Source organism: Trueperaceae bacterium (genome assembly GCA_036381595.1).
Lineage (GTDB): Bacteria > Deinococcota > Deinococci > Deinococcales > Trueperaceae > DASVCN01.
On record DASVCN010000041.1, the window covers coordinates 142,896 to 161,472 of the forward strand.

The following is an 18,577-nucleotide window of genomic DNA, read 5'->3' on the forward strand; positions in this document are numbered from 1 at the left end:
CGGCCGGCTGCCGACCGATCGGAAGGACGCCATGACGGTCGTCCATCCGAAAGTCGACGTAGTAACCATGGGCGCCGGCTGGACCGCAGCCATCATCGCCTGGAAGCTCACCAACGCCGGTCGCAGCGTCGTTTCCCTCGAACAGGGCCCCACCCGCTACGCCGATCCCGACTTCGCCTGGAATCACGACAGCCTGCGCTACTCGGTCCGCAAGGCGATGATGCAGAACATCAGCGAGGAGACCTGGACCTGGCGGCCCGACAGCCGCTCCCCCTCACTGCCGATGAGGCGCTTCGGCGCCTTCCATCCAGGTCAGGGGGTAGGGGGATCCGCGGCTCACTGGTCCGCGATGCTCTGGCGCTTCACCCCGTACGACTTCAACTACCGCTCCTACTACGTCGAGCGGTACGGCGAGGAGAAGCTGCCGGAGGGGAGCACGGTAAGGGATTGGCCGGTCAGCTACGAGGAACTGGAGCCTTACTACGACGCCTTCGAGTACGACATCGGCGCCTCGGGCAGGTCCGGCAATCTGCGCGGTGAGCTTATACCGGGCGGCAACCCGTTCGAGGGCCCTCGCAGCCGGCCCTTCCCCAATCCTCCGCTGGATTCGACCATCCCTTCCTACATCTTCGCCGACGCCGCCCGCGGCCTCGGATACCACCCCTTCCCGCAACCCTCGGGGATCCTGTCGCGGGCTTACACCGACCCGTTCGGTCGGACCCGGAGCAGCTGTCTCTACTGCGGTTTCTGCACCCGCTTCGGCTGCGAAGTCGACGCCAAGTCGACCGGCATCACCACGCATACCCCGTTGGCCCTCCAGAGCGGCCGTTACCGTATCAGGGCCCATGCCAAGGTCATCGGGGTCGAAACGAACGACCAAGGGTTGGCGACCGGGCTGACCTACGTGGACCAGCTCACCGGCGAGGAGCATTTCCAGCCGGCCGAAGTGGTGGTCCTCGCGGGCTACACGCTGAGCAACGTGCGGATGCTGCTGCTCTCCCGCTCCCGCGAGCATCCGGACGGGATCGGCAACGACCGCGGCCAGTTGGGCATGAACTGCACCCACCAGATCTGGGACAGCCCCGCTACCGGTGTCTTCGAGGGCCGTCGTTTCAACCTCTACATGGGCAACACCTCGACGCTCCAGGTCATCTACGACTTCTACGGCAACGCCATAGACCACGGCGAGGTCGACTTCATCGGCGGCTCCTCGGCCTTCTCTACGATCGGTGAGCGGGAACCGGTCACTTCGGTGGGAGGGATGCCGGTCACCGGTGGCAAGCGGTGGGGGCGTGAGTGGAAGGAGGCCATGAGGCGCAACTGGGACTCGTACGTGCCGGTGACCATCCAGGGCGAAAGTCCCGCCTACCGCTGGTTCTATTACGACCTCGACCCGAACTACAAGGACGTCTACGGTCAGCCTCTCCTGCGCTACACCTTCGATTGGACCGACAACGAGCGCAACCTCTACCGCTTCATGCGCGATCGCACAGCCCAGATCCTGCGGGAGATGGGTCCGACCAGCAGCAGCACCAAAGATGAGATGCCCGACTACAACATCCACACCTACAACAGCACCCACATGACCGGCGGAGCGATCATGGGGCGAGATCCTGGCGATTCGGTGACCAACAAGTACGGGCAGGTCTGGGACACGCCGAACGTTTTCGTTACCGGGGCGGCTCTATACCCGCAGAACCCGGCCGCCAATCCCACCGGCACCCTGGCCGCGCTCGCCTATATGACAGGTGACGCGATGAGCCGACGCTACTTCGACGATCCGGCCGAGCTGCTGACTTAGATGCGCGTGCAGCACGCGCGCTGCATCAATGGGCAACGGGAACACAGGCCACTGTGGACGAGCGACCTACCTCTCATGATCAGGTCATCTACCGCGTCATCCAACGTGCACTACAGCAAGGAGGCGGTCTATGAGCACGATAGTCGGCATGTTCGACGATCAGAAAGCAGCGCAGAAGGCGGTGACGGGACTCGACGCCCTTGGCCTGGAGGAGGGGAGCATCCACGTCCTGAGCCGCGGGGAGCTGGAGCGGGACGGGTCGCTGATCGGCGACCTGGCGAGGGCGTTCCGGGCAGGCAACGGCGCCGTCTCGAGTGAACTGATGCGCCTGGGGCTGGACCGCGAGGAGGCCGAGTTCTACGAAGAGGAGCTCGACGAGGAGAGCCTGCTGGTGGTCGTTCGAGCCGACGGCGAGAACGGCGACCGGGCCATGAGCGTCATGCAGGAGGCCAACGCGGCGTTCAAGGAGAGTTGAGCGGCGCAGGGGGAGTCCTGCCACCTACCCGGCGATCGATCCCCAGCGGGGCTCGCATATGACGCGGCGCTGGCCGCTGACAGCCTCCTACGGCTATAGCCCAGCCTCAGACGGCTATCACCGCCTCGCACGGATTGTGGTCCGAGGCGAGGCTGTAGTCTGCGATCACCCGGGCCTCTACCGCCTTCGCCGCTCCGTTTACGAAGATGTAGTCGATGGTGCGGGCGAGGAAATCGTGCCCGTGCATCTCGGGGTCACCCGAGGGGAAGGTGACACGCTCGGTTTCAGGCACGTGAGCGAGTACGTCATGGAGCGATTCGGCCAGTAGCCGCACCTCAGGCGAGTCGGGATGTGCGTTCAGATCGCCCGCCAGTGCCACAGGCCTGCCGCCCATCTCCTGTACCCTCTCGAGGAGTTGACGCGCCTGTCGGGCCCGCTGCTCCTCGGTGAGGCCGAGGTGAGTCACCATGACCGTAAGCGCTTCGCCCTTACCGTTCGCCTCGACAGTGGCAGAGAGGACGACGCGCGGCTCGCGAGCGCCGTGCCCCACCCCCTCCCCGTGCGGCACCCAGAGGTGGTCTACCTTCGGCCCGACCAGCGGGAGGTCGCTCACCAGTCCGACACCGTACTCGCCGCCGCCATCCCACGGGGTAGCGGCGCCGAAGCAGTGGTAGGGCATCTCGAGGCGGGCTGCAAGCCACGCGGTCTGATCCTCGTTACGCGCCCGGCGGGTCCCGCGGTCGACTTCCTGGAGGGCCACGACGTCCGGATCGGCCTCCTCGAGCACCCTGGCCACCGCCTCGAGCCCGTCCGGGTGGTAGAGGCCCGACTTGATGTTGTAGGTGACGAGCCTAAGTTGCACCTGAGGCCCGCTCAGACGACCGCCTCGTCGCGGCTATCCACCCTCTCGCCATGCAGCCTGTCGACCAGGTACTCGGCCACCATCCGCCACCAGCGCTCCCCCGCCTCGCGGGACGCGGGGCCGTGGCCACTCTCGTCGTCTACGTAGTATTCGACCTCCCGGCCGAGAGTGCGCAGGCGTTCGACCATCTGGTCGCTCTCTGCCTTCACCACTCGCTGATCGTTAGCCCCCTGGATGATCAGCATCGGTACCCGGATGTCGTCGACGTAGGTTATCGGTGAACGCTCGACCAACATCTCCCGGTCCTCCACGGCGTCACCCACCCAGGCCTTGAGCATCTGCTTCCAGTGCGGTGGGACGCTGTCCACGAAGGTGATGAGGTTGGACGGTCCGACCACGTCGACGCCCACAGACCAGTACTCGGGGAGGCGGCTCACGGCCGAGAGTGTGGCGAAGCCACCGAACGAACCGCCGAAGACGGCAAGCCGTTCCGGGTCGACCCAGTGGAGCGAGCGGAGGTACTCGGCGGCATGGCGGATGTCCTGCAGTTCGGCCCCTCCCCAGTCGCGGTGTATGAGCTTCTGGTAGCTGGCCCCGTAACCGGTGGAGCCCCTGATGTTCGGGGCCAGCACCCCTATGCCTCTGCTCAACAGGAACTGGTAGAGGCCGGAGTAGATGTACTGCGGCCGCTCCTGCGCTTCGGGTCCGCCATGGATGGAGAGCACCATCGGGAAGGGACCGTCGCCCTTCGGTCGGAAGAGCCAGGCTGGGATCTCACGGTCGAAGGAGGGGTAGCTGATGAGTTCGGGTTCGACCAGGTACTCCGCCGGGACTCCCCCCAGCATGCTCTGCTCCAGCTTCCGCACGCTCCCGCTCTCCAGGTCCACCTCGTATATGTTCGTGGCCTCGGTGGCGCGGGCGAACGACATCACCAGGCGCCTTTCGTTCGGGTGGAGCGAGACGGAACCAACCACCCCCAGCGGGAGCTCGGGAGCCGGCAACTCCTTGCCCTCACCCAGCGAGTACGCCTGCAACCTGCTGGCCCCGTCGACGTTCATCACGGCGACGGTGGTGCGGCCATCCTTGGCCAGGTCGAACAGTTCCAGGTCGTGGTCGGGTGCGTGAGCGAAGCCCCACTTGCCCCCCTCGAGCGAGTAGAAGGCGAGGCCCGCGTACTCCCGTCCATGGTTGGTCAGCAGGTAGAAGCCGCTGCTGTCGCGCGCCCAGGCGCACGGCTGGAAGGTCGCCTCTCCCTCATGGGGGGTGGCCAGGGTGCGCTCACGGGATTCCAGGTCGAGAACGTAGATGTTCTGGTCGGTATTGCTGATGATCTCGAGGATAAGGAGATAACGACCATCGGGCGAGACGAGGGTCCCGTAGTAGAGCCCTCCGGTCATCAGCCTCTCCGTCTCGCCGGTTTCGACGTCGAGTAGCTGAGGGTCCATCTGGGTCGGTTCGCGGTCGTTGCCGGTGATGACCACCCGTTCGCCGTCGGGGGTCCAGTCGACGAGCGTGTACTGCACGCTCGGAGCATCGGTGAGCTGCCGGGGCCAACCGCCACCGGCCTCCACCACGAACACCTGGTGCATCTCGTCGCCGTGCAGGTCGCTCGTGAAGGCGATCCTGGAGCCGTCGGGCGACCAGCTGAAGTCGGTGACCCGGCGATGACTGAAGCTGGTGAGCTGGCTGGCGAAACCGCCACCGGCGGGCATCGTCCACAGGTTCGTGTAGCCGGTCGTGTTGGCGATGTAAGCGATGCGGGATCCGTCAGGCGAATATTTGGGGGCGCCCAAGATACGGACTGCGGAGAACTGCTCGAAGGTGGGTAGAGGCATCATCGTTCCTTCCGAAAGGCTCGCGGCGGGACAGGCAGGGGCCAGTCTAATGTAGCGGACGCGCGAGCTGATATGCCGCGATCCGGAGTGCGGGCCAGAATCGGTACCTCAGCGCATCTCCACGTACTTCTTGGTCTCCTTGGTCACGCTCACGTTCGTGCGTTTGTAGGGCGCAACCGGATCGAGGATGTTGCGGCACTGTGGGTTGACGCAGCCGGGGCAGCGAAGCCCGTACTGCTTCGAGCAGGCCTCCCCGCTCGCCAGGTGCTCAGCGACGACCTCCGCCAGGGCCTCCTGGAACAGGGGCATCCCGTTGAAGGCCGGCGCCCGCTTGTAGTTGCTGATGCCCACCTCGTGCGCCAGCTCACCGTACTCGATATCGAGCTCGTGAAGCGTCTCTATGTGATCGCTCGTGAACGCGATGCCCACGATGAGGACGTTGCGCCGCTTCTTCTCGCCGAGCTGCTCGATGACCGACTCGGTCGACGGTCCGAGCCACGGCACGGGGCCGACCTCGGACTGATAGCTGAGAAGGTACTCGTGCGAGAAATCCAGCCGCTTCATCACCTCGTGGACGCTGGCGCCCACCTCCTGAGGATAGGCGTCGCCGCGATTGATCACCGACATGGGCAGCGAGTGCGCACTGAAGACGATGAGCACATCGTCGCGGTCCTCGTCCGAGAACTGCGCCAGGCCCTGCTTCACGGTCTCGGCCATCGCTTCGATGAACCTCGGATGAGTGGGCCAGCGGTCGATGACGCTCCATTCGAACGCGTTCTGCAATCCCAGCCGACGTGCTGCGCGCCAAAGCTCGTTGAGTGAACTCCCGGTGGTAGCACAGGAGAACTGCGGGTACTGCGTGAACGCCACCGCTCGTTTCACCCCGTCTTCAGCCATAGCCTGCAGGGCGTCCTCGCTCTTCGGCTGAACGTAGCGGAAGGCGACGTAGAACTTGTGGGGCGCGGTCGCCGGAGACAGGAGGTCGAGGCGCTCGCACATGCCCCGGCCCTGCTCCTCCGTCCACCTGAGGATCGGGGAGCCACCCCCGATGTCCTGGTAGTTCTTCTGCACGCCCTTCGTGCGCCGCCGGGCGATGAACGGCCCCAGCTGATCCTGCATGGGCAGTTGGATGATCTCGCGATCGGCGAACAGTTCGAGGAGGAACGGTTGCACCTCGTCCAGGTCCTTCGGACCCCCCAGGTTCATCATCACGATCCCTGTGGGGGTGCGGCCGTTCGCCGAGATATCGCTCGCTGAACTCATGACGGAATCGTACCGCGAGGGCCTCGGGAGTACAGGTGTCGCGAGCTTCGGATGATTCGCACCCCGTTGAGCGACCTTCCGACTCACGAGCCTCCTCGAGACCGGATGACCTGGCCCGTTATCCAGCCGGCCCCTTCGGACATCAGGAAAGTGACCAACCTGGCCGCGTCTTGGGGCAGACCAACCCGTCCCAGCGGAGCGATGAGCGAGCGTTGCTGCTCCGCGGTCATCCAGCCGCTGTCGGTAGGACCGGGGTCGACCGCGTTCACGGTGATCCCCTTGGGGGCGAGCGCCGCAGCGAGGCTCAACGTCAGCGCCTCGAGCCCGCCCTTCGTTGCCGCGTACGCCAACTCGCCGGGCATCGGGGTGATCCCCTGGCCCGACGTCATGTTGACGATCCGCCCCGACCCTCCCTGGAACCTGGCCGCGAACTCGCGAGCCAGCAGCGCCGGCGCGCGAAGGTTCACTCGGTAGTGACGGTCGAGCGTTCCCGCGTCCAGTTGGGCCAACACCGTCCGTTCGGAGTGCGCCGCGTTGTTGACCAGGCCGAGCACCGGGCCCAGCGTCTCGGCCACGTCGAACAACTGCCTCGCCGCATCGGGCTGAGCGAGGTCGCACTCCACGGTTTCCACCGCTACCCCGACGCCGAGCAGCTCCTCGATGTGCCCGCCATCGCCCTGCGGCAGCCCCTGACCTTCGTCGTAGGCGGGCCAGCCGGAAAGCAGCAGGCTCCAGCCGTCCGCCGCGAGGGCCAAGGCGATGGCTGAACCTATCCCACGAGTTCGGCTCACGCCGGTAACTATCGCCACCCGTCCGTTCGGTTCCACGGTCAGACAGTATCGCGCGGCGACGTGCAGGTGCCCGGCGGCCGAGATTCGGTTCCAGCTCCTCCCTAACCGCGACCGGCTTCGCGAACGCCCGCGTCGACCCAGTCCATCGGCTTCAGCAGCTCCAGCAGCTCGGCTTCCGGAGTGCCCGGCTCGGGCTGGTAGTCGAACTGCCAGCGGGCGTAGGGGGGCATGCTCATCAGGATCGCTTCGATGTTCCCCTGGGTTTGCAGTCCGAAGAGCGTGCCCCGGTCGTAGACGAGGTTGAACTCTACGTAGCGGCCCCGGCGGTAGAGTTGCCACTCGCGCTCCCGTTCGCCGTACGGCATCTCCATCCGGCGCTCGACTATCGGCAGGTAGGCGGGCAGGAGGGTCTTCAAACCGTCTTCGGTGAAGGCCAGATCGCTCTCGAACGAACCTTCGCCCACCGGCGACAGTTCATCGTAGAAGATCCCGCCCACACCGCGCATCTCGCCTCGATGCCTGATGAAGAAGTAGTCGTCGCAGGTCTCCTTCATCGCCTGGTAGTCGGCCTGCGGGTGGCGCTCGCACAGGTCACGCAGAGATCCGTGGAAGTGAGCTGGGTCCTCCCTGAAGGGGTAGTTGGGCGTCATGTCCGCGCCCCCACCGAACCACCAGATGTCGCTCTCGCGCCCTGCTTCGCCCACCTCGAAATAGCGGAAGTTGGCGTGGAAGGCGGGTACGTATGGGTTCTGGGGGTGCAGGACCAGCGAAACTCCGGTGGCGAAGAAAGGTTTCCCCACGGCCTGCGGATGCTGCCTCGCCAGCGAAGGAGGGACCCTTTCGCCGTGGACAGCGCTGAAGTTGACCCCGGCCTTCTCGAAGACGCGGCCGCCCTCGAGGACGCGTGCGCTGCCGCCTCCTCCGCCGGGTCGTTCCCAGTCGTGGGACCGGAAGGAGCCAAGACCGTCGATGCCCTCGTAGGCCTCGATCAGTCGGCGCTGGCCCTCGCGGAGAACCTCGACGACCTGGTCGCGTCGGCTCACCCGTCGTCCTCGCCGCTGCCCGGACCCGCCGGCTCCACCTCGATGCCGTCGAGGAAGATGGAAGCTCCTACCGGTCTGAGCCCTTCCGGCGCCGGAGCATCTCGCGCGGCCTGGCGGTCGAAGGTCTTCACGGTGTCGATGAGCAGGGTGACCGCTCCAGGATCGGTCTGCGGCAGGATCCCGTGTCCCAGGTTGAAGATGTGGGGGCCGCCGAGGCCCTCGTGGAGGACGCGCTGCGCCTCGGCGACGAGGGTTCTTGGCGGCGCCAGCAGCAGAGACGGATCAAGGTTCCCCTGCAGGACCTTGCCGGGGAGTCGTTCGCGGACGAAGGAGAGCGGCTGCCGCCAGTCAACACTCACCACCTCGGCCGGAAGCTGGGCGATCTCGCCGTAGAGGTGGGCGGCGTCCACGGCCAGGTAGATGCGCGCTACCCGAAGCCCCGCCATGGCCTCCAGCACCCGCTTGTTGTACGGGCGGCCGAACTCGGCGTAGGAGCGGGCGTCGTGAAGTCCAGCCCACGAGTCGAAGAGCTGGACGGCCTGAGCGCCGGCTTCGACCTGGAGGGTGAGGTAGCGGATCGTGACCTCGGTCAGCTTGTCCAGAAGGGCGTGGGCTGCGATCGGCTCCTGCCGCAGGAAGGCGCGGAATTCGGCATAATCCTTGGAGCCGCCTCCCTGCACCATGTAGGTGGCGAGGGTCAGCGGTGCGCCGGCGAAGCCGATGACGGGCACCGGGGACTCCCTGCGTATCAACCGGAGCGCATCGGCGACGAACGGAGCGATCTCCTCCTGAGATGGGATCCGGAGGGACTCCACCTCCTTCGCTGTCCGCACCGGCTGCTCGAAAACCGGCCCCGGCTGGAAGTCGAGGGCAAGGCCCATGGCCGGCAGCGGCGTCATTATGTCGGAGAACAGGATGGCAGCGTCGACGCCGTAGCGCCTGACCGGCTGGAGGGTCACTTCGGCGGCCAGTTCCGGAGTTCGGGCCAGTTGCCAGAAGCTGTGCTTCTCCTTCAGGGCCCGGTACTCGGGCAAGTGACGGCCGGCCTGCCGCATTATCCAGATTGGAGCGTTCGGGGTGTCGTCGCCGTTGGCGGCGCGCAGGAACAGGCTCAAGGGACAGTCTCCTCTCCATCCGGGGTGAAGCGGTAACCGGCGCCCCAGACGGTGTGAAAGTAGATCGGCGTTTCGGGATCGGGTTCGAAGAGGCGGCGCAGTCTCGTGACCAGCCGCTCCAGCGTCCGGCTGGAGGGGAACGGGTCCTCGCCCCACACCTCGTCGAGGATCTCGTCGCGGCTCACGACCTGGCCCGGTCGGGAGGCGAGCAGTTCGAGGAGCGCCAGCTCCCGCTCACCCAGCAGTTCGCGTCGGCCGTCCGCCAGCTGGGCCGTCCAGGCGCGGAAGTCGACTCGATGACCGCCGAAGGCGAGTTCGGAGCCTGCCGGCGCACCCCAGCCCTTCCGCTTGAGCAGGTTGCTCACCCTCAGCAGGAACTCGGGTAGATGGAACGGTTTGGGCAGATAATCATCGCCGCCGGCCTGCAGCCCCCGAACGCGGTCGTCGGGAAGGCCGCGGGCCGAGAGGAAGAGGACCGGTGTGGCGTCACCCTCCTGTCGCATCGTCTCGCACAGCTCGTAGCCGTTCATGCCTGGCAGCATCACGTCCAGGACGACCAAGTCCGGTTTGTCGGCCCGCCAAGAACGCCTTCCCGAGGTGCCGTCCCGGGCCACCTCGACCCGGTAGCCCTCGTCCACGAGGTTGTCGGCCAGGACCTCGGCGAGGGTGGACTCGTCCTCGACGATGAGGACCGTGGGCCGTTCCGCGGCGGGCGCGGCTGTCTCCCTGGCCGCCGTCACCCCGCGCCCTCCGCTCCCCGCAGCGGAGCCCCGGCAGCTGCCTGCCTGAGCGGAAGGACCACCGTGAAACGCGAGCCTCCCTGGTCTCGGTTCTCGCAGCGCACCCAACCGTTCATGGCCTCGACCGTGCTCCTCACAAGGTGCAACCCCAGCCCCATTCCCGGCGCCTCGCGGGTCATCTCATCACCCGAGCGGTAGAAACGTTCGAAGATCCGGCTGCGCTCCCCTTCGGGGATGCCTACCCCCCGGTCCTCCACGTGCAGCAGCGCCAGATCGGCCTCGTTCTCGACCCGCACCGTCACCTGCTTCACGTCTCCCGGGGTGTACTTCACAGCGTTGTCGAGGAGGTTCCCCAGGGCGATTGCGAAAGCGTTCTCGTCGAGCGAAACGGAGACGGGTTCCGGGGGCAGCTCGAGGGTGACGACCGCCCCCCGCGCTTCCAGGCTGGGCCGCAGGTGCTCGACCTGCTGCCTCACGAGCCGGTTGAGGTCGTGAGGGGCGAGCGGCGCCGGCACGTTCGCCTGTTCCAGTCGGGCACTGGCCAGAACCTGTTCGGAGGTCTGCTCGAGCCGGGTGATCTCGGCCGCCATCCGCTGCAGGTAGTTCCTGGACTTCTCCTGGTTGAGCGGCCTCATCAGCGCCGTTTCCACCAGCAGCCGCAGAGTGCTGAGGGGGGTCTTGAACTCGTGGGTGACAGCCGACATGAAGTTCTGCTGGCGGCGCTTGAGCTCACGCTCGTTGCGCAGCGTGGAAGCGATGAAGATGAGGCTCGCCAGGACGGTGAGCACGAAGAAGGGAACCTCGTAGGCGAACATCCTCAGGTAGCCACGCTGCTGGCCGACGAATCGGTCTCGCACCTGGCTGTCGATGGTGAAGCGGCCGTCCTCGCCAAGGGCCAGGTGCGGATACCGCTCGAGCAGCACATCGGCGGCTACGCTTCCGGCTGCCAGAGCCTCGTTCGCCGTCTCCAGGTCGCGTTGCCAATCCTCCAGTCGGTACTCCGTGACGTTGGACAGGTACCGTTCCTGGAACAGGACCCACCAACCGACCTGGGCCAGCACGAACAGGATTATGACGGTGAACGCTATCCGAGTGCCCAGTTGCGAGGCCGGGGTCCGCTGTCTCTTCCCACGCGACGACTTCGCCGACACCAGGCCTAGATCCACCCCTTCTCGAGCGCCTCGACCGCGTAGTAGCTCAGTATCAGGTCGGCGCCGGCGCGGCGGATCGCCAGCAGGCTCTCGTTCACCGCGCCTCTCTCGTCGAGCGCCCCGGCCGCGGCCGCCGCCTTGAGCATGGCGTACTCGCCCGACACCTGGTAGGCGACAAGCGGCAGGTTGGTCTGAGGCCGCAGCCGCGCGAGGACGTCGAGGTAGGGGAGCGCCGGTTTGACCATCAGCATGTCGGCCCCCTCCCGTTCGTCCAGGCTCGCCTCGCGAAGCGCCTCGCGGGCGTTGGCCGGGTCCATCTGGTAGGTACGTCGGTCTTTCGGCGCCCTGTCGTCCCCCTTGGGGGCCGAGCCGGCGGCGTCGCGGAAGGGACCGTAGAAGGCCGACGCGTACTTGACCGCGTAGGAGAGGATGCCGACCTGCTCGTGACCGGCGGCGTCGAGGGCCCCCCGGATGGCGCCGACCCGGCCGTCCATCATGTCGGAAGGGGAGACGATGTCGGCACCGGCCTCGGCGTGGGTAAGCGCCATGCTCGCCAGACGAGCCAGGCTCGAGTCGTTGTCGACGACCACCCCGCGCGAAGTGTTGGCGAGCAAGCCGCAGTGACCGTGATCGGTGTAACCGCAGAGGCAGACGTCGGTGATCAGAACCAGGTCGCTGCCGAACTCGCGCCGCGCCGCCCGCAGCGCCGAGGCCACCGGCCCCTCCGGGTCGTCGGCACGGTCCGCTCCGGGACCCTTGTCGCGCGCGGCCACCACGCCGAAGAGCACCGCCGAACGGACGCCCAGGCGCAGCGCCCGTTCAAGTTCCGGCAGGAGCCGGTCGGCCGAGAGTCGTGAGACGCCGGGAAGCGAAGCGATCGGTTGCACCTCGTCCTTGCCCGGCACCACGAAGTAGGGCATCACCAACTGCTCGGGCGCCAACCTGGTCTCGCTGACCAGGGAACGCAGCGCCGCCCCACTCCGCAGCCGCCGGGGCCGCTCCAGAGGGCGGGGCAACCCCTCGGTAGCGGAGGGACCGCGTTCGCGATCGGTTCGATCTTCGATCATGCCAGCACCCTTTCCAAGGCAGCCAGGGTTGCCTGAGCCGTAGGCTCCTGAGCCTCCTCGCAGCGCCAGCCGCGTGAGCGGACGGCAGCGGAAGTCGTCTCTCCCAGGGTAACGAGTCGGGAGCGGCTGCCGACTTCGGTGGGCAACGCCTCGACGGCGCTCGGGCTGGCCAGCACCAGCGCGTCGGCACCGTCCCCCCGCCACGGCTGCGGGCGGGTGTCATAGACGACGAGGGGCCGCGTGGCGAAACCCGCCTCGCCCAGCTCCTGCTCGAGCGTTTCCAGCGCCCTGTTGCCGCGCGGGAGGCCGACCGGGCCTCGGGCCAGAGGGTGCGCCAGGAACGCGTGGGCGAGCCCTCGCGCGTTGTTGGGGGTGGCGACGAACGTGACCATGGCACCGACTTCCTGCAGAGCTGCGGCCGTGGCCGGTCCTACCGCCCCGATGAGCGGTCCCTCGGCGAAGCCGCCGAGTTCCTCGATCGCTTCGACCGTGCTGCGGCTGGTGATGAGTAGCCAGGGGAGCGACATGAGTGTCGCGGCGGCGGCCGCCGTCCGCTCGTCGGTGCGGGGAACAGTCTCCACCAGAGGGCTCCTGACGACCTCGAAACCGCGCTCCTCGAGGAGGGCCGCGAGGTCGTCGAGCCGGCCCGCCGAGTGAGTGAGGGCGACTCTCGGTCGCTTCACGAGTTGCCCCTCAGGACCGCCGGGTCGGGTCGGCCGAGCGCTTCGAAGGCCAGCATGGCCGCTCCTTCGGAGGAGGCGTGCTCGACGAGGACGCCCTGCCCCTCGTACCAGGCGCGCAGTCGCACGAGCTCGCCGTCGAGCTGGGCGTGAGCGCCCAGGGCGAGTTGGCAGCCTCCCTGCAGCATCGCCATCAGCCCGCGCTCGGCTGAAATCGCTCGGTGATCTCGGACGTTGTGGAGGTCGGTGAGGACGGCGGCCAGCTCGAAGTCCCCGCGGCGGATCTCGAGCGCGAGCGCACCCTGGGCTGGCGCGGGGACGAGGAGTGCGGGATCGAGGGTGTATACCTCGAGGCCCCCCAGGTCGAGAGCGAGCCGTCCGAGTCCGGCAGCGGCCAGGATGATCGCTTCGTAGTCGCCGCTGCGCAGCTTGCCTACCCGGGTCGGCACGTTCCCTCGCAGGTCGTCGAGTTCCAGGTCGGGCCGCAGCGCCGCCAGCTGCTTCCGGCGCCTGACCGCGCTGGTGCCCACCCGCGAGCCGTTGCGCAACGGCAGGGCCGCGGGCCGTTCGTCGTAGGCGCCCGGTAGCGCGAGGAGCACGTCGCGCGGGTCGGCCCTTTCGGGAACGGCCGCGATCTCGAGACCGGGCGCGCTCTCAGAGGGGAGGTCTTTGTGGGAGTGCACCGCGAGGTCCGCGTCACCCGCCAGGACCGCATCCTGCACCGCCTTGGTGAAGAAGCCCTGGCCCTCCATCCGTTCGAACGGTCGGCTGTCGATGTCGCCCTGCGTCACCACAGGGACCAGTTCGGCTCGGTGCCCGAGCTCGCCCAGCCGGGAGCGCACGTACTCGGCCTGCCACAGGGCCAGGGCGCTCCCGCGGGTGGCGATGCGGATCGTTCCACCACTCCAGCCGCTCATTCCACCGCCCCCCGTCCTTCCTCCTCGTCGAGCAGGCCCGCCTCCCACAGGAACGTCTTGGCCGCTTCCAGTCCGTGCTCCCGCGCGACGGCGCGCAGCCCCTTGACCGGCACGTGCGCGAACTTGTGGGCCAGGCGCCTCGCCTCGTCATCGGGCAAGCGCTCGCCGATCGTCTGCAGGTACAGCTCCCGCAACCGCTTTATCGCGGGCCCCAACTGCCTCTCGGCCCACTCGTCGATCGCACGCTCGAGCTCGTCGCGTACGAGCTTCTCGGCCTCGGCCAGACGGCCCCCCAGCTCTTCGCGCCGGCGCGCGCCCGCCAACTGCAGCGTGTCGACGTCCAGCACGCGGATGCTCCTGGCTGCCGCCGCCTCCCGATCGACGTTGCGCGGGATTCCCATGTCGATCGCCAAGCGCAAGCCGGGCATCCTCGCAAGGGTCTCGCGGCCCAGCAACTTGCCCACGGGAGTGGCGGTGACGACGGCGGTGACGTCGGGCGGAGCCTCGATGAACCTGTCCAGGGTGGCGTGTTCCCCCCCCAGATGGCGCGCCAGCTGGCGAGCCCGCTCCTCGGAACGATTCACTACCAGCAGCCTCACCCCATCGAGAGCAGCGATCGTCTTGGCCGCTAGCGTGCCCATCTCGCCGGCGCCCAGCACGGCCACGAGGTCTCCGGGTGCGAGGGTCCTCTCCAGCTCGGGCCTGGCCAGCGAGAAGAGCGAGGTGTTCATGGGGGCCAGGGCAACCTCTCGCCTCACCCTCTTGGCGATCCTCAGCGCGGCGTCGAAGGCGTAGGCGGTGGTGGCGCCAGTAGTGCCCTGGCGCTGAGCCTGAGCGTACGCTTCGCGCACCTGGCGCATTATCTGGTCTTCGCCCGGGTTCAGCGAATCGAGCGAGGCGGCGATACGGATGAGCTGCTCGAGCGCGGCGTCACCCAGGTAGGCGTAAGGCCTTCGCTCCACCCCTGCGGGGGTCAGCCGGGTTCTCGCCTCCTCGGCCGAGAGGCCTTCGGGAAGGGCCAGGACAACGTCCCAGCGGTTGCAGGTAACGATCGGCACGAACTCGGAGAGGCCGAGTGAGTTGAGGCTTCCCTGTGCGTCGTCGCCGAACGCGCTCTGCCACGCCTCGAGCGCGCTGGCGCCGCCGCGCCTGTGGGATACGCCGATAAGGGCAAGTCGTTCCACCGAATCCTCATCTTAGTTCGTCCGTGGCAGGGCAAATGTCTCGAGTGCCGGCAAGGGTCGCTTCCAGTCCCCGGGTCAGAGCCACCCCTTCTCCCTGGCGATGCGGGCAGCGTCCACCCGGTTGGCTGCGCCGAGCTTGGATATCGCCTCGGAGAGGTAGTTCCGAACGGTGCCGTCGCTCAGGTGCAGGGAGCGGGCGATCTCGGCGCTGCTCCGCCCCGCCCCGGCCAGCCGCAGCACCTGTCGCTCCCGATCGCTGAGCGGGTCCTGCTCGCCCCACGCCTCGGCGGCCAGTTCCGGGTCCACGGCGCGGCCCCCGGCGTGAACGCGTCGTATCGCCTCGGCCAGCTTCGCCGCCGGGGAGTCCTTGAGCAGATAGCCGGAGGCGCCGGCGTCGAGCGCCCTGCGCAGGTAGCCGCCGCGGGCGAAGGTGGTGAGGATGATGACGCGGGTTCCGGAGAGGCCTTTCACCTTGGTCGCCAGCTCGAGGCCACTGAGCTCGGGCATCTCGATGTCGGTGAGGAGGATGTCGGGCTGCAGGCGCTCGACCGCCTCGAGCGCCTGGGCGCCATCGCCGGCCTGCGCGACTACCTCGATGTCGCTCTCCAGCTCCAGCAGCGCCGCCAACGCGCCCAGGACCATCCCCTGGTCCTCCGCGATCACGACCCGGATCATCCGGTCGGCTCCGCCTCGCGGCTCTCGAGGGGTCTCGTGGACGGCTGCTCGCTGGGCAGGGTCACGACGAGCCTCGTCCCCACTCCCGGTCCGGAACCGTGCTCGACACTGCCGCCCAACGACTCGACCCGCTCATGCATCCCCGTCAGGCCGGACCCTTCCGGCTCCTGCATCCCCCTGCCGTCGTCCTCGACCGTCAGCCTGACGATCCCGCCCTCTGCCGACAGCGTCACCTGGCAGCTGCTGGCGGCCGAATGGCGGACGACATTGGTGGCCCCTTCGCGCAGCGCCAGCACCAGCACGCCCTCGGCGACCGGAGGGAGCTCCACCGGCTCGAGGCTGCTCACGAACCGGATGCCGGCCGCCTCGAGTGCCGATTCGACGCTCGCCAGTTCCGCGCGGATGCCCCGGGACCGGTAGCCGCGCACCGCAGCCCGCACCTCGGCGAGTGCCTGGCGTGAGATGTCCTCCACGTCGCGCATCTCCCTGACGGCGAGCTCCAGATCGCGTTCGACCAGCCGTGAGGCGAGCTCGGCCTTGAGGGTGATGGTGGAGAGGGTGTGCCCCAGGAGGTCGTGAAGGTCCCGCGCGATCCTCTCCCGCTCGGCGATCTTGGCGAGGTTCTCGATCTCCTCCTGGGCGCGCCGCAACTTGGAGTTCGCTCGCTCCCGCTGCGCTTCGAAGATGTTGACGGTGCCGATGAGCACGACCATCAGCGAGACCGGCACCAGGTAGAAGAGGGTGTACGGCCAGGGGATACCCGAGTAGAGGGCAGAGAAGGGCACCAGCAGGAGGATGCCCACGATCAGGCCCGCGGCCCGGCGCGGCGGCAGGGCGAAACCGACGGCAGCTGAGGCGTAGATGAAGAAGCTCCCCGCCCCGGAGTTGAGCGGCACGAAGAGGAGCCCGAGGAGGCTCATGACGGCGATGCTGAGGAGCCGACCGCGCCTCCCGCTCGTCCAACTGTAGAAATAGACGGGCAGGAAGATCGCGATCATCAGCGGCACCAGTGCCCAGTCGAGCCAGGTCGCCTGCGGATCGAAGATCGGCTGCGAGAAGAGGAAGAGCAGCCAGATCAGGTAGATGTAGGCCACGGGCGCCGCCCGGGGGAGGTCGAGTCGAGGCATCGACATCGATTATCTCCGGCCTGGCTCGGGGAAGCCAGCCGACGGCTCCCCCGAGCGGAGGCGAGGAGGATCAGTGCTCACCCGAACGTCCGGCCCTCGTCACGGCGGTAACCGACGAGCGCCACCGCAAGGAAAAGGAGGGTGTAGCCGGCCAGTACCGCGAGGTGCAGGAGCGGATCACCGCCCCGGTCTGCTCCGATGGTGCCGAGGGCGAGTTGGGAGTAGTGGTAGGGGGGCAGGAGGGGGGCGAACTGGCGGATGGCCTGGGGCAGAACGTCTATCGGGATCCACAGGCCGGAGACGAAGGCCATCGGCAGGTAGACGAGGTTCAGGACGGCCGGGGCCGAGTTCGGACCCAGCAGGTAGCCGAACGCGAGGCCCATCATCGAGAACGGCAAAGCTCCGGCGAGGAGGGTGAGGAAGAGCTGCAGCCAGCCTAGAACGGGCAGCCGGACTCCGCCGACGAGGGCGCCGAGGGAGAAGAGCATCGTGATCACGAGGCCGCTGAAGAGCAGCGCCATCGCCAGCTTCGCCGCGAAGTAGACGAGGGGCGGCATCGGCGAGGCCCGTTTGAGCAGCATCCAGCCCTGACCCCGCTCCACCGCGACCGCCACCCCGAAGCCGAAGAGGGCGCAACCGATCACGCCGAAAGCCCCGTAGGTGGCGAGCATGTAGGTGGTGAGCGACACGCCGGCGGTGTACTGACCGGCGAACGTCAGGCCGAAGATCACGTAGAACATGGCGGGGAAGACGAGGGTCGAGAGCGAGTACACCGGCAAGCGCCAGAGCTTGAGGAACTCGTACTTCGCCTCTTTGAGGAAGGCGAGGGCGCGCCGGCCGCGGCCCTTTCCGCTGTCGGCGACCGGAGACGCCGCCCTGTTCGTTAGTAGGGCCATCAGGCGGCCATCCCTTCATCCCGATCACCGGACACGTCTGTGAGGGCGAGGAACGCATCTTCCAGTGCGGCACGGCCGACCTCTAGCGCGCCCAGTTCAGGGTCCTCGTCCAGCAACCTCCGCACTACTGGTTCGGCCCTCGTGGCAAGGATCTCCAGGGACTCTCCGATCATCCGAGCCGTCGTAACTCCTGGCCACGTCGCCACCGTTCCAGGTTCCACCCGGCTCACGCAGCGGATCCTGGCTCCGGCGGTCCTGCTCTTGATCTCCTCCTTCGTTCCCTGGGCGATCACCCGGCCGGCATCCAGCACGACGGCGCGGTCGGCGAGGGCGTCAGCCTCCTCCAGGTAGTGGGTGGTCAGTAGAACGGAGCGGCCTTCGCCGGTGAACTCCCGTACCTGGCGCCAGAAGGCGCGTCGCGACTCGACATCGAGTCCGACCGTTGGTTCGTCGAGGAAGAGCAGCCGGGGGTTTCCGCAGATGGCCAGCGCGAACAGCAGTCGCTGCCGCTGACCACCCGAGAGCCGGCCGAAGAGGCGTTCCTCGAACCCACCCAGTCCCGCCCTGCCGATGGTTTCCTCGAGAGGAAGCGGCCTCGGGTAGTAACTGGAGAAGAGGTCGACGAGCTCACGTACCCGGAGCGTATCGGGGACGCCGGACGACTGGAGCATGACGCCGACCCGGGCGCTGTTCTCGGGGTCGCGCGGATCGCCTCCGAAGAGCCGGACCCTCCCGACCGTGGGCCGGATGATCCCCAGGAGCAGGCTCACGAGGGTCGTCTTGCCCGCACCGTTAGGGCCCAGCAGGGCGACGACCTCGCCGGCGCCCATCTCGAAGTCGACGTCCGCAAGCGCCCGAACCGGGCCGTACGAGCGGCTCACCGCCGACATCGTGGCCATAGGTTCTGCACCGTCTACTGGTGTGATCGACATGTTTCCTCCTTCTGCCCGAGCAT

The 18,577-nt window shown here is 67.5% G+C and carries 18 protein-coding genes; 2 read left to right on the top strand and 16 right to left on the bottom strand.

Annotation, left to right across the window (positions count from 1 at the left end; all coding sequences use genetic code 11):
- The first annotated feature begins 31 nt into the window (after window positions 1-31).
- Window positions 32-1,801: a GMC family oxidoreductase gene (locus VF168_14740; GenBank protein HEX7005439.1), complete on the top strand. Its 1,770-nt coding sequence runs from the start codon at window positions 32-34 to the stop codon at window positions 1,799-1,801.
- A 130-nt stretch (window positions 1,802-1,931) separates the two neighbouring features.
- On the top strand, window positions 1,932-2,276 hold the full coding sequence (locus VF168_14745; GenBank protein ID HEX7005440.1) for a hypothetical protein: 345 nt from the start codon (window positions 1,932-1,934) through the stop codon (window positions 2,274-2,276).
- A gap of 106 nt (window positions 2,277-2,382) precedes the next feature.
- Here VF168_14745 and VF168_14750 read toward each other — a convergent pair whose 3' ends face one another.
- From VF168_14750 to VF168_14825, 16 genes are all read right to left on the bottom strand, one after another.
- Window positions 2,383-3,138, bottom strand: a complete 756-nt coding sequence (locus tag VF168_14750) for an endonuclease/exonuclease/phosphatase family protein (GenBank protein HEX7005441.1) — start codon at window positions 3,136-3,138, stop codon at window positions 2,383-2,385.
- An 11-nt stretch (window positions 3,139-3,149) separates the two neighbouring features.
- Window positions 3,150-4,976 carry a S9 family peptidase gene (locus VF168_14755; GenBank protein HEX7005442.1) on the bottom strand — a complete coding sequence of 609 codons (1,827 nt, stop codon included), beginning with the start codon at window positions 4,974-4,976 and terminating at the stop codon, window positions 3,150-3,152.
- 105 nt (window positions 4,977-5,081) lie between these two features.
- On the bottom strand, window positions 5,082-6,236 hold the full coding sequence (gene hemH / locus VF168_14760; GenBank protein ID HEX7005443.1) for a ferrochelatase: 1,155 nt from the start codon (window positions 6,234-6,236) through the stop codon (window positions 5,082-5,084).
- A gap of 83 nt (window positions 6,237-6,319) precedes the next feature.
- Window positions 6,320-7,063 (bottom strand): SDR family oxidoreductase, encoded by a 744-nt coding sequence (locus VF168_14765; protein ID HEX7005444.1) that lies wholly within the window; start codon window positions 7,061-7,063, stop codon window positions 6,320-6,322.
- 65 nt (window positions 7,064-7,128) lie between these two features.
- The gene (gene hemF, locus VF168_14770) at window positions 7,129-8,070 is read right to left on the bottom strand and encodes an oxygen-dependent coproporphyrinogen oxidase (GenBank protein ID HEX7005445.1); all 942 of its coding nucleotides are present in this window, start codon (window positions 8,068-8,070) and stop codon (window positions 7,129-7,131) included.
- Complete coding sequence (gene hemE, locus VF168_14775; protein ID HEX7005446.1) at window positions 8,067-9,185, bottom strand: uroporphyrinogen decarboxylase; 1,119 nt, start codon at window positions 9,183-9,185, stop codon at window positions 8,067-8,069. The genes hemF and hemE overlap by 4 nt, the downstream gene beginning before the upstream one ends.
- Window positions 9,182-9,925, bottom strand: coding sequence for a response regulator transcription factor (locus VF168_14780; GenBank protein HEX7005447.1), 744 nt, complete (start codon window positions 9,923-9,925; stop codon window positions 9,182-9,184). Before VF168_14780 ends, hemE begins: the two co-directional genes overlap by 4 nt.
- Window positions 9,922-11,091 carry a HAMP domain-containing sensor histidine kinase gene (locus VF168_14785; protein ID HEX7005448.1) on the bottom strand — a complete coding sequence of 390 codons (1,170 nt, stop codon included), beginning with the start codon at window positions 11,089-11,091 and terminating at the stop codon, window positions 9,922-9,924. The genes VF168_14780 and VF168_14785 overlap by 4 nt, the downstream gene beginning before the upstream one ends.
- Window positions 11,082-12,143, bottom strand: a complete 1,062-nt coding sequence (hemB, locus tag VF168_14790; protein HEX7005449.1) for a porphobilinogen synthase — start codon at window positions 12,141-12,143, stop codon at window positions 11,082-11,084. Before hemB ends, VF168_14785 begins: the two co-directional genes overlap by 10 nt.
- Complete coding sequence (locus VF168_14795; GenBank protein ID HEX7005450.1) at window positions 12,140-12,826, bottom strand: uroporphyrinogen-III synthase; 687 nt, start codon at window positions 12,824-12,826, stop codon at window positions 12,140-12,142. The genes hemB and VF168_14795 overlap by 4 nt, the downstream gene beginning before the upstream one ends.
- Window positions 12,823-13,740, bottom strand: a complete 918-nt coding sequence (hemC, locus tag VF168_14800; GenBank protein ID HEX7005451.1) for a hydroxymethylbilane synthase — start codon at window positions 13,738-13,740, stop codon at window positions 12,823-12,825. Before hemC ends, VF168_14795 begins: the two co-directional genes overlap by 4 nt.
- Window positions 13,737-14,924: a glutamyl-tRNA reductase gene (locus VF168_14805; GenBank protein ID HEX7005452.1), complete on the bottom strand. Its 1,188-nt coding sequence runs from the start codon at window positions 14,922-14,924 to the stop codon at window positions 13,737-13,739. The genes hemC and VF168_14805 overlap by 4 nt, the downstream gene beginning before the upstream one ends.
- Before the next feature lie 75 nt (window positions 14,925-14,999).
- Window positions 15,000-15,599: a response regulator transcription factor gene (locus tag VF168_14810; GenBank protein HEX7005453.1), complete on the bottom strand. Its 600-nt coding sequence runs from the start codon at window positions 15,597-15,599 to the stop codon at window positions 15,000-15,002.
- On the bottom strand, window positions 15,596-16,732 hold the full coding sequence (locus tag VF168_14815) for a sensor histidine kinase (GenBank protein HEX7005454.1): 1,137 nt from the start codon (window positions 16,730-16,732) through the stop codon (window positions 15,596-15,598). The genes VF168_14810 and VF168_14815 overlap by 4 nt, the downstream gene beginning before the upstream one ends.
- Window positions 16,733-16,803: 71 nt before the next feature.
- Window positions 16,804-17,622, bottom strand: coding sequence for an ABC transporter permease (locus tag VF168_14820; protein HEX7005455.1), 819 nt, complete (start codon window positions 17,620-17,622; stop codon window positions 16,804-16,806).
- The gene (locus VF168_14825; protein ID HEX7005456.1) at window positions 17,622-18,554 is read right to left on the bottom strand and encodes an ABC transporter ATP-binding protein; all 933 of its coding nucleotides are present in this window, start codon (window positions 18,552-18,554) and stop codon (window positions 17,622-17,624) included. The genes VF168_14820 and VF168_14825 overlap by 1 nt, the downstream gene beginning before the upstream one ends.
- Between the last annotated feature and the right edge of the window lie 23 nt (window positions 18,555-18,577).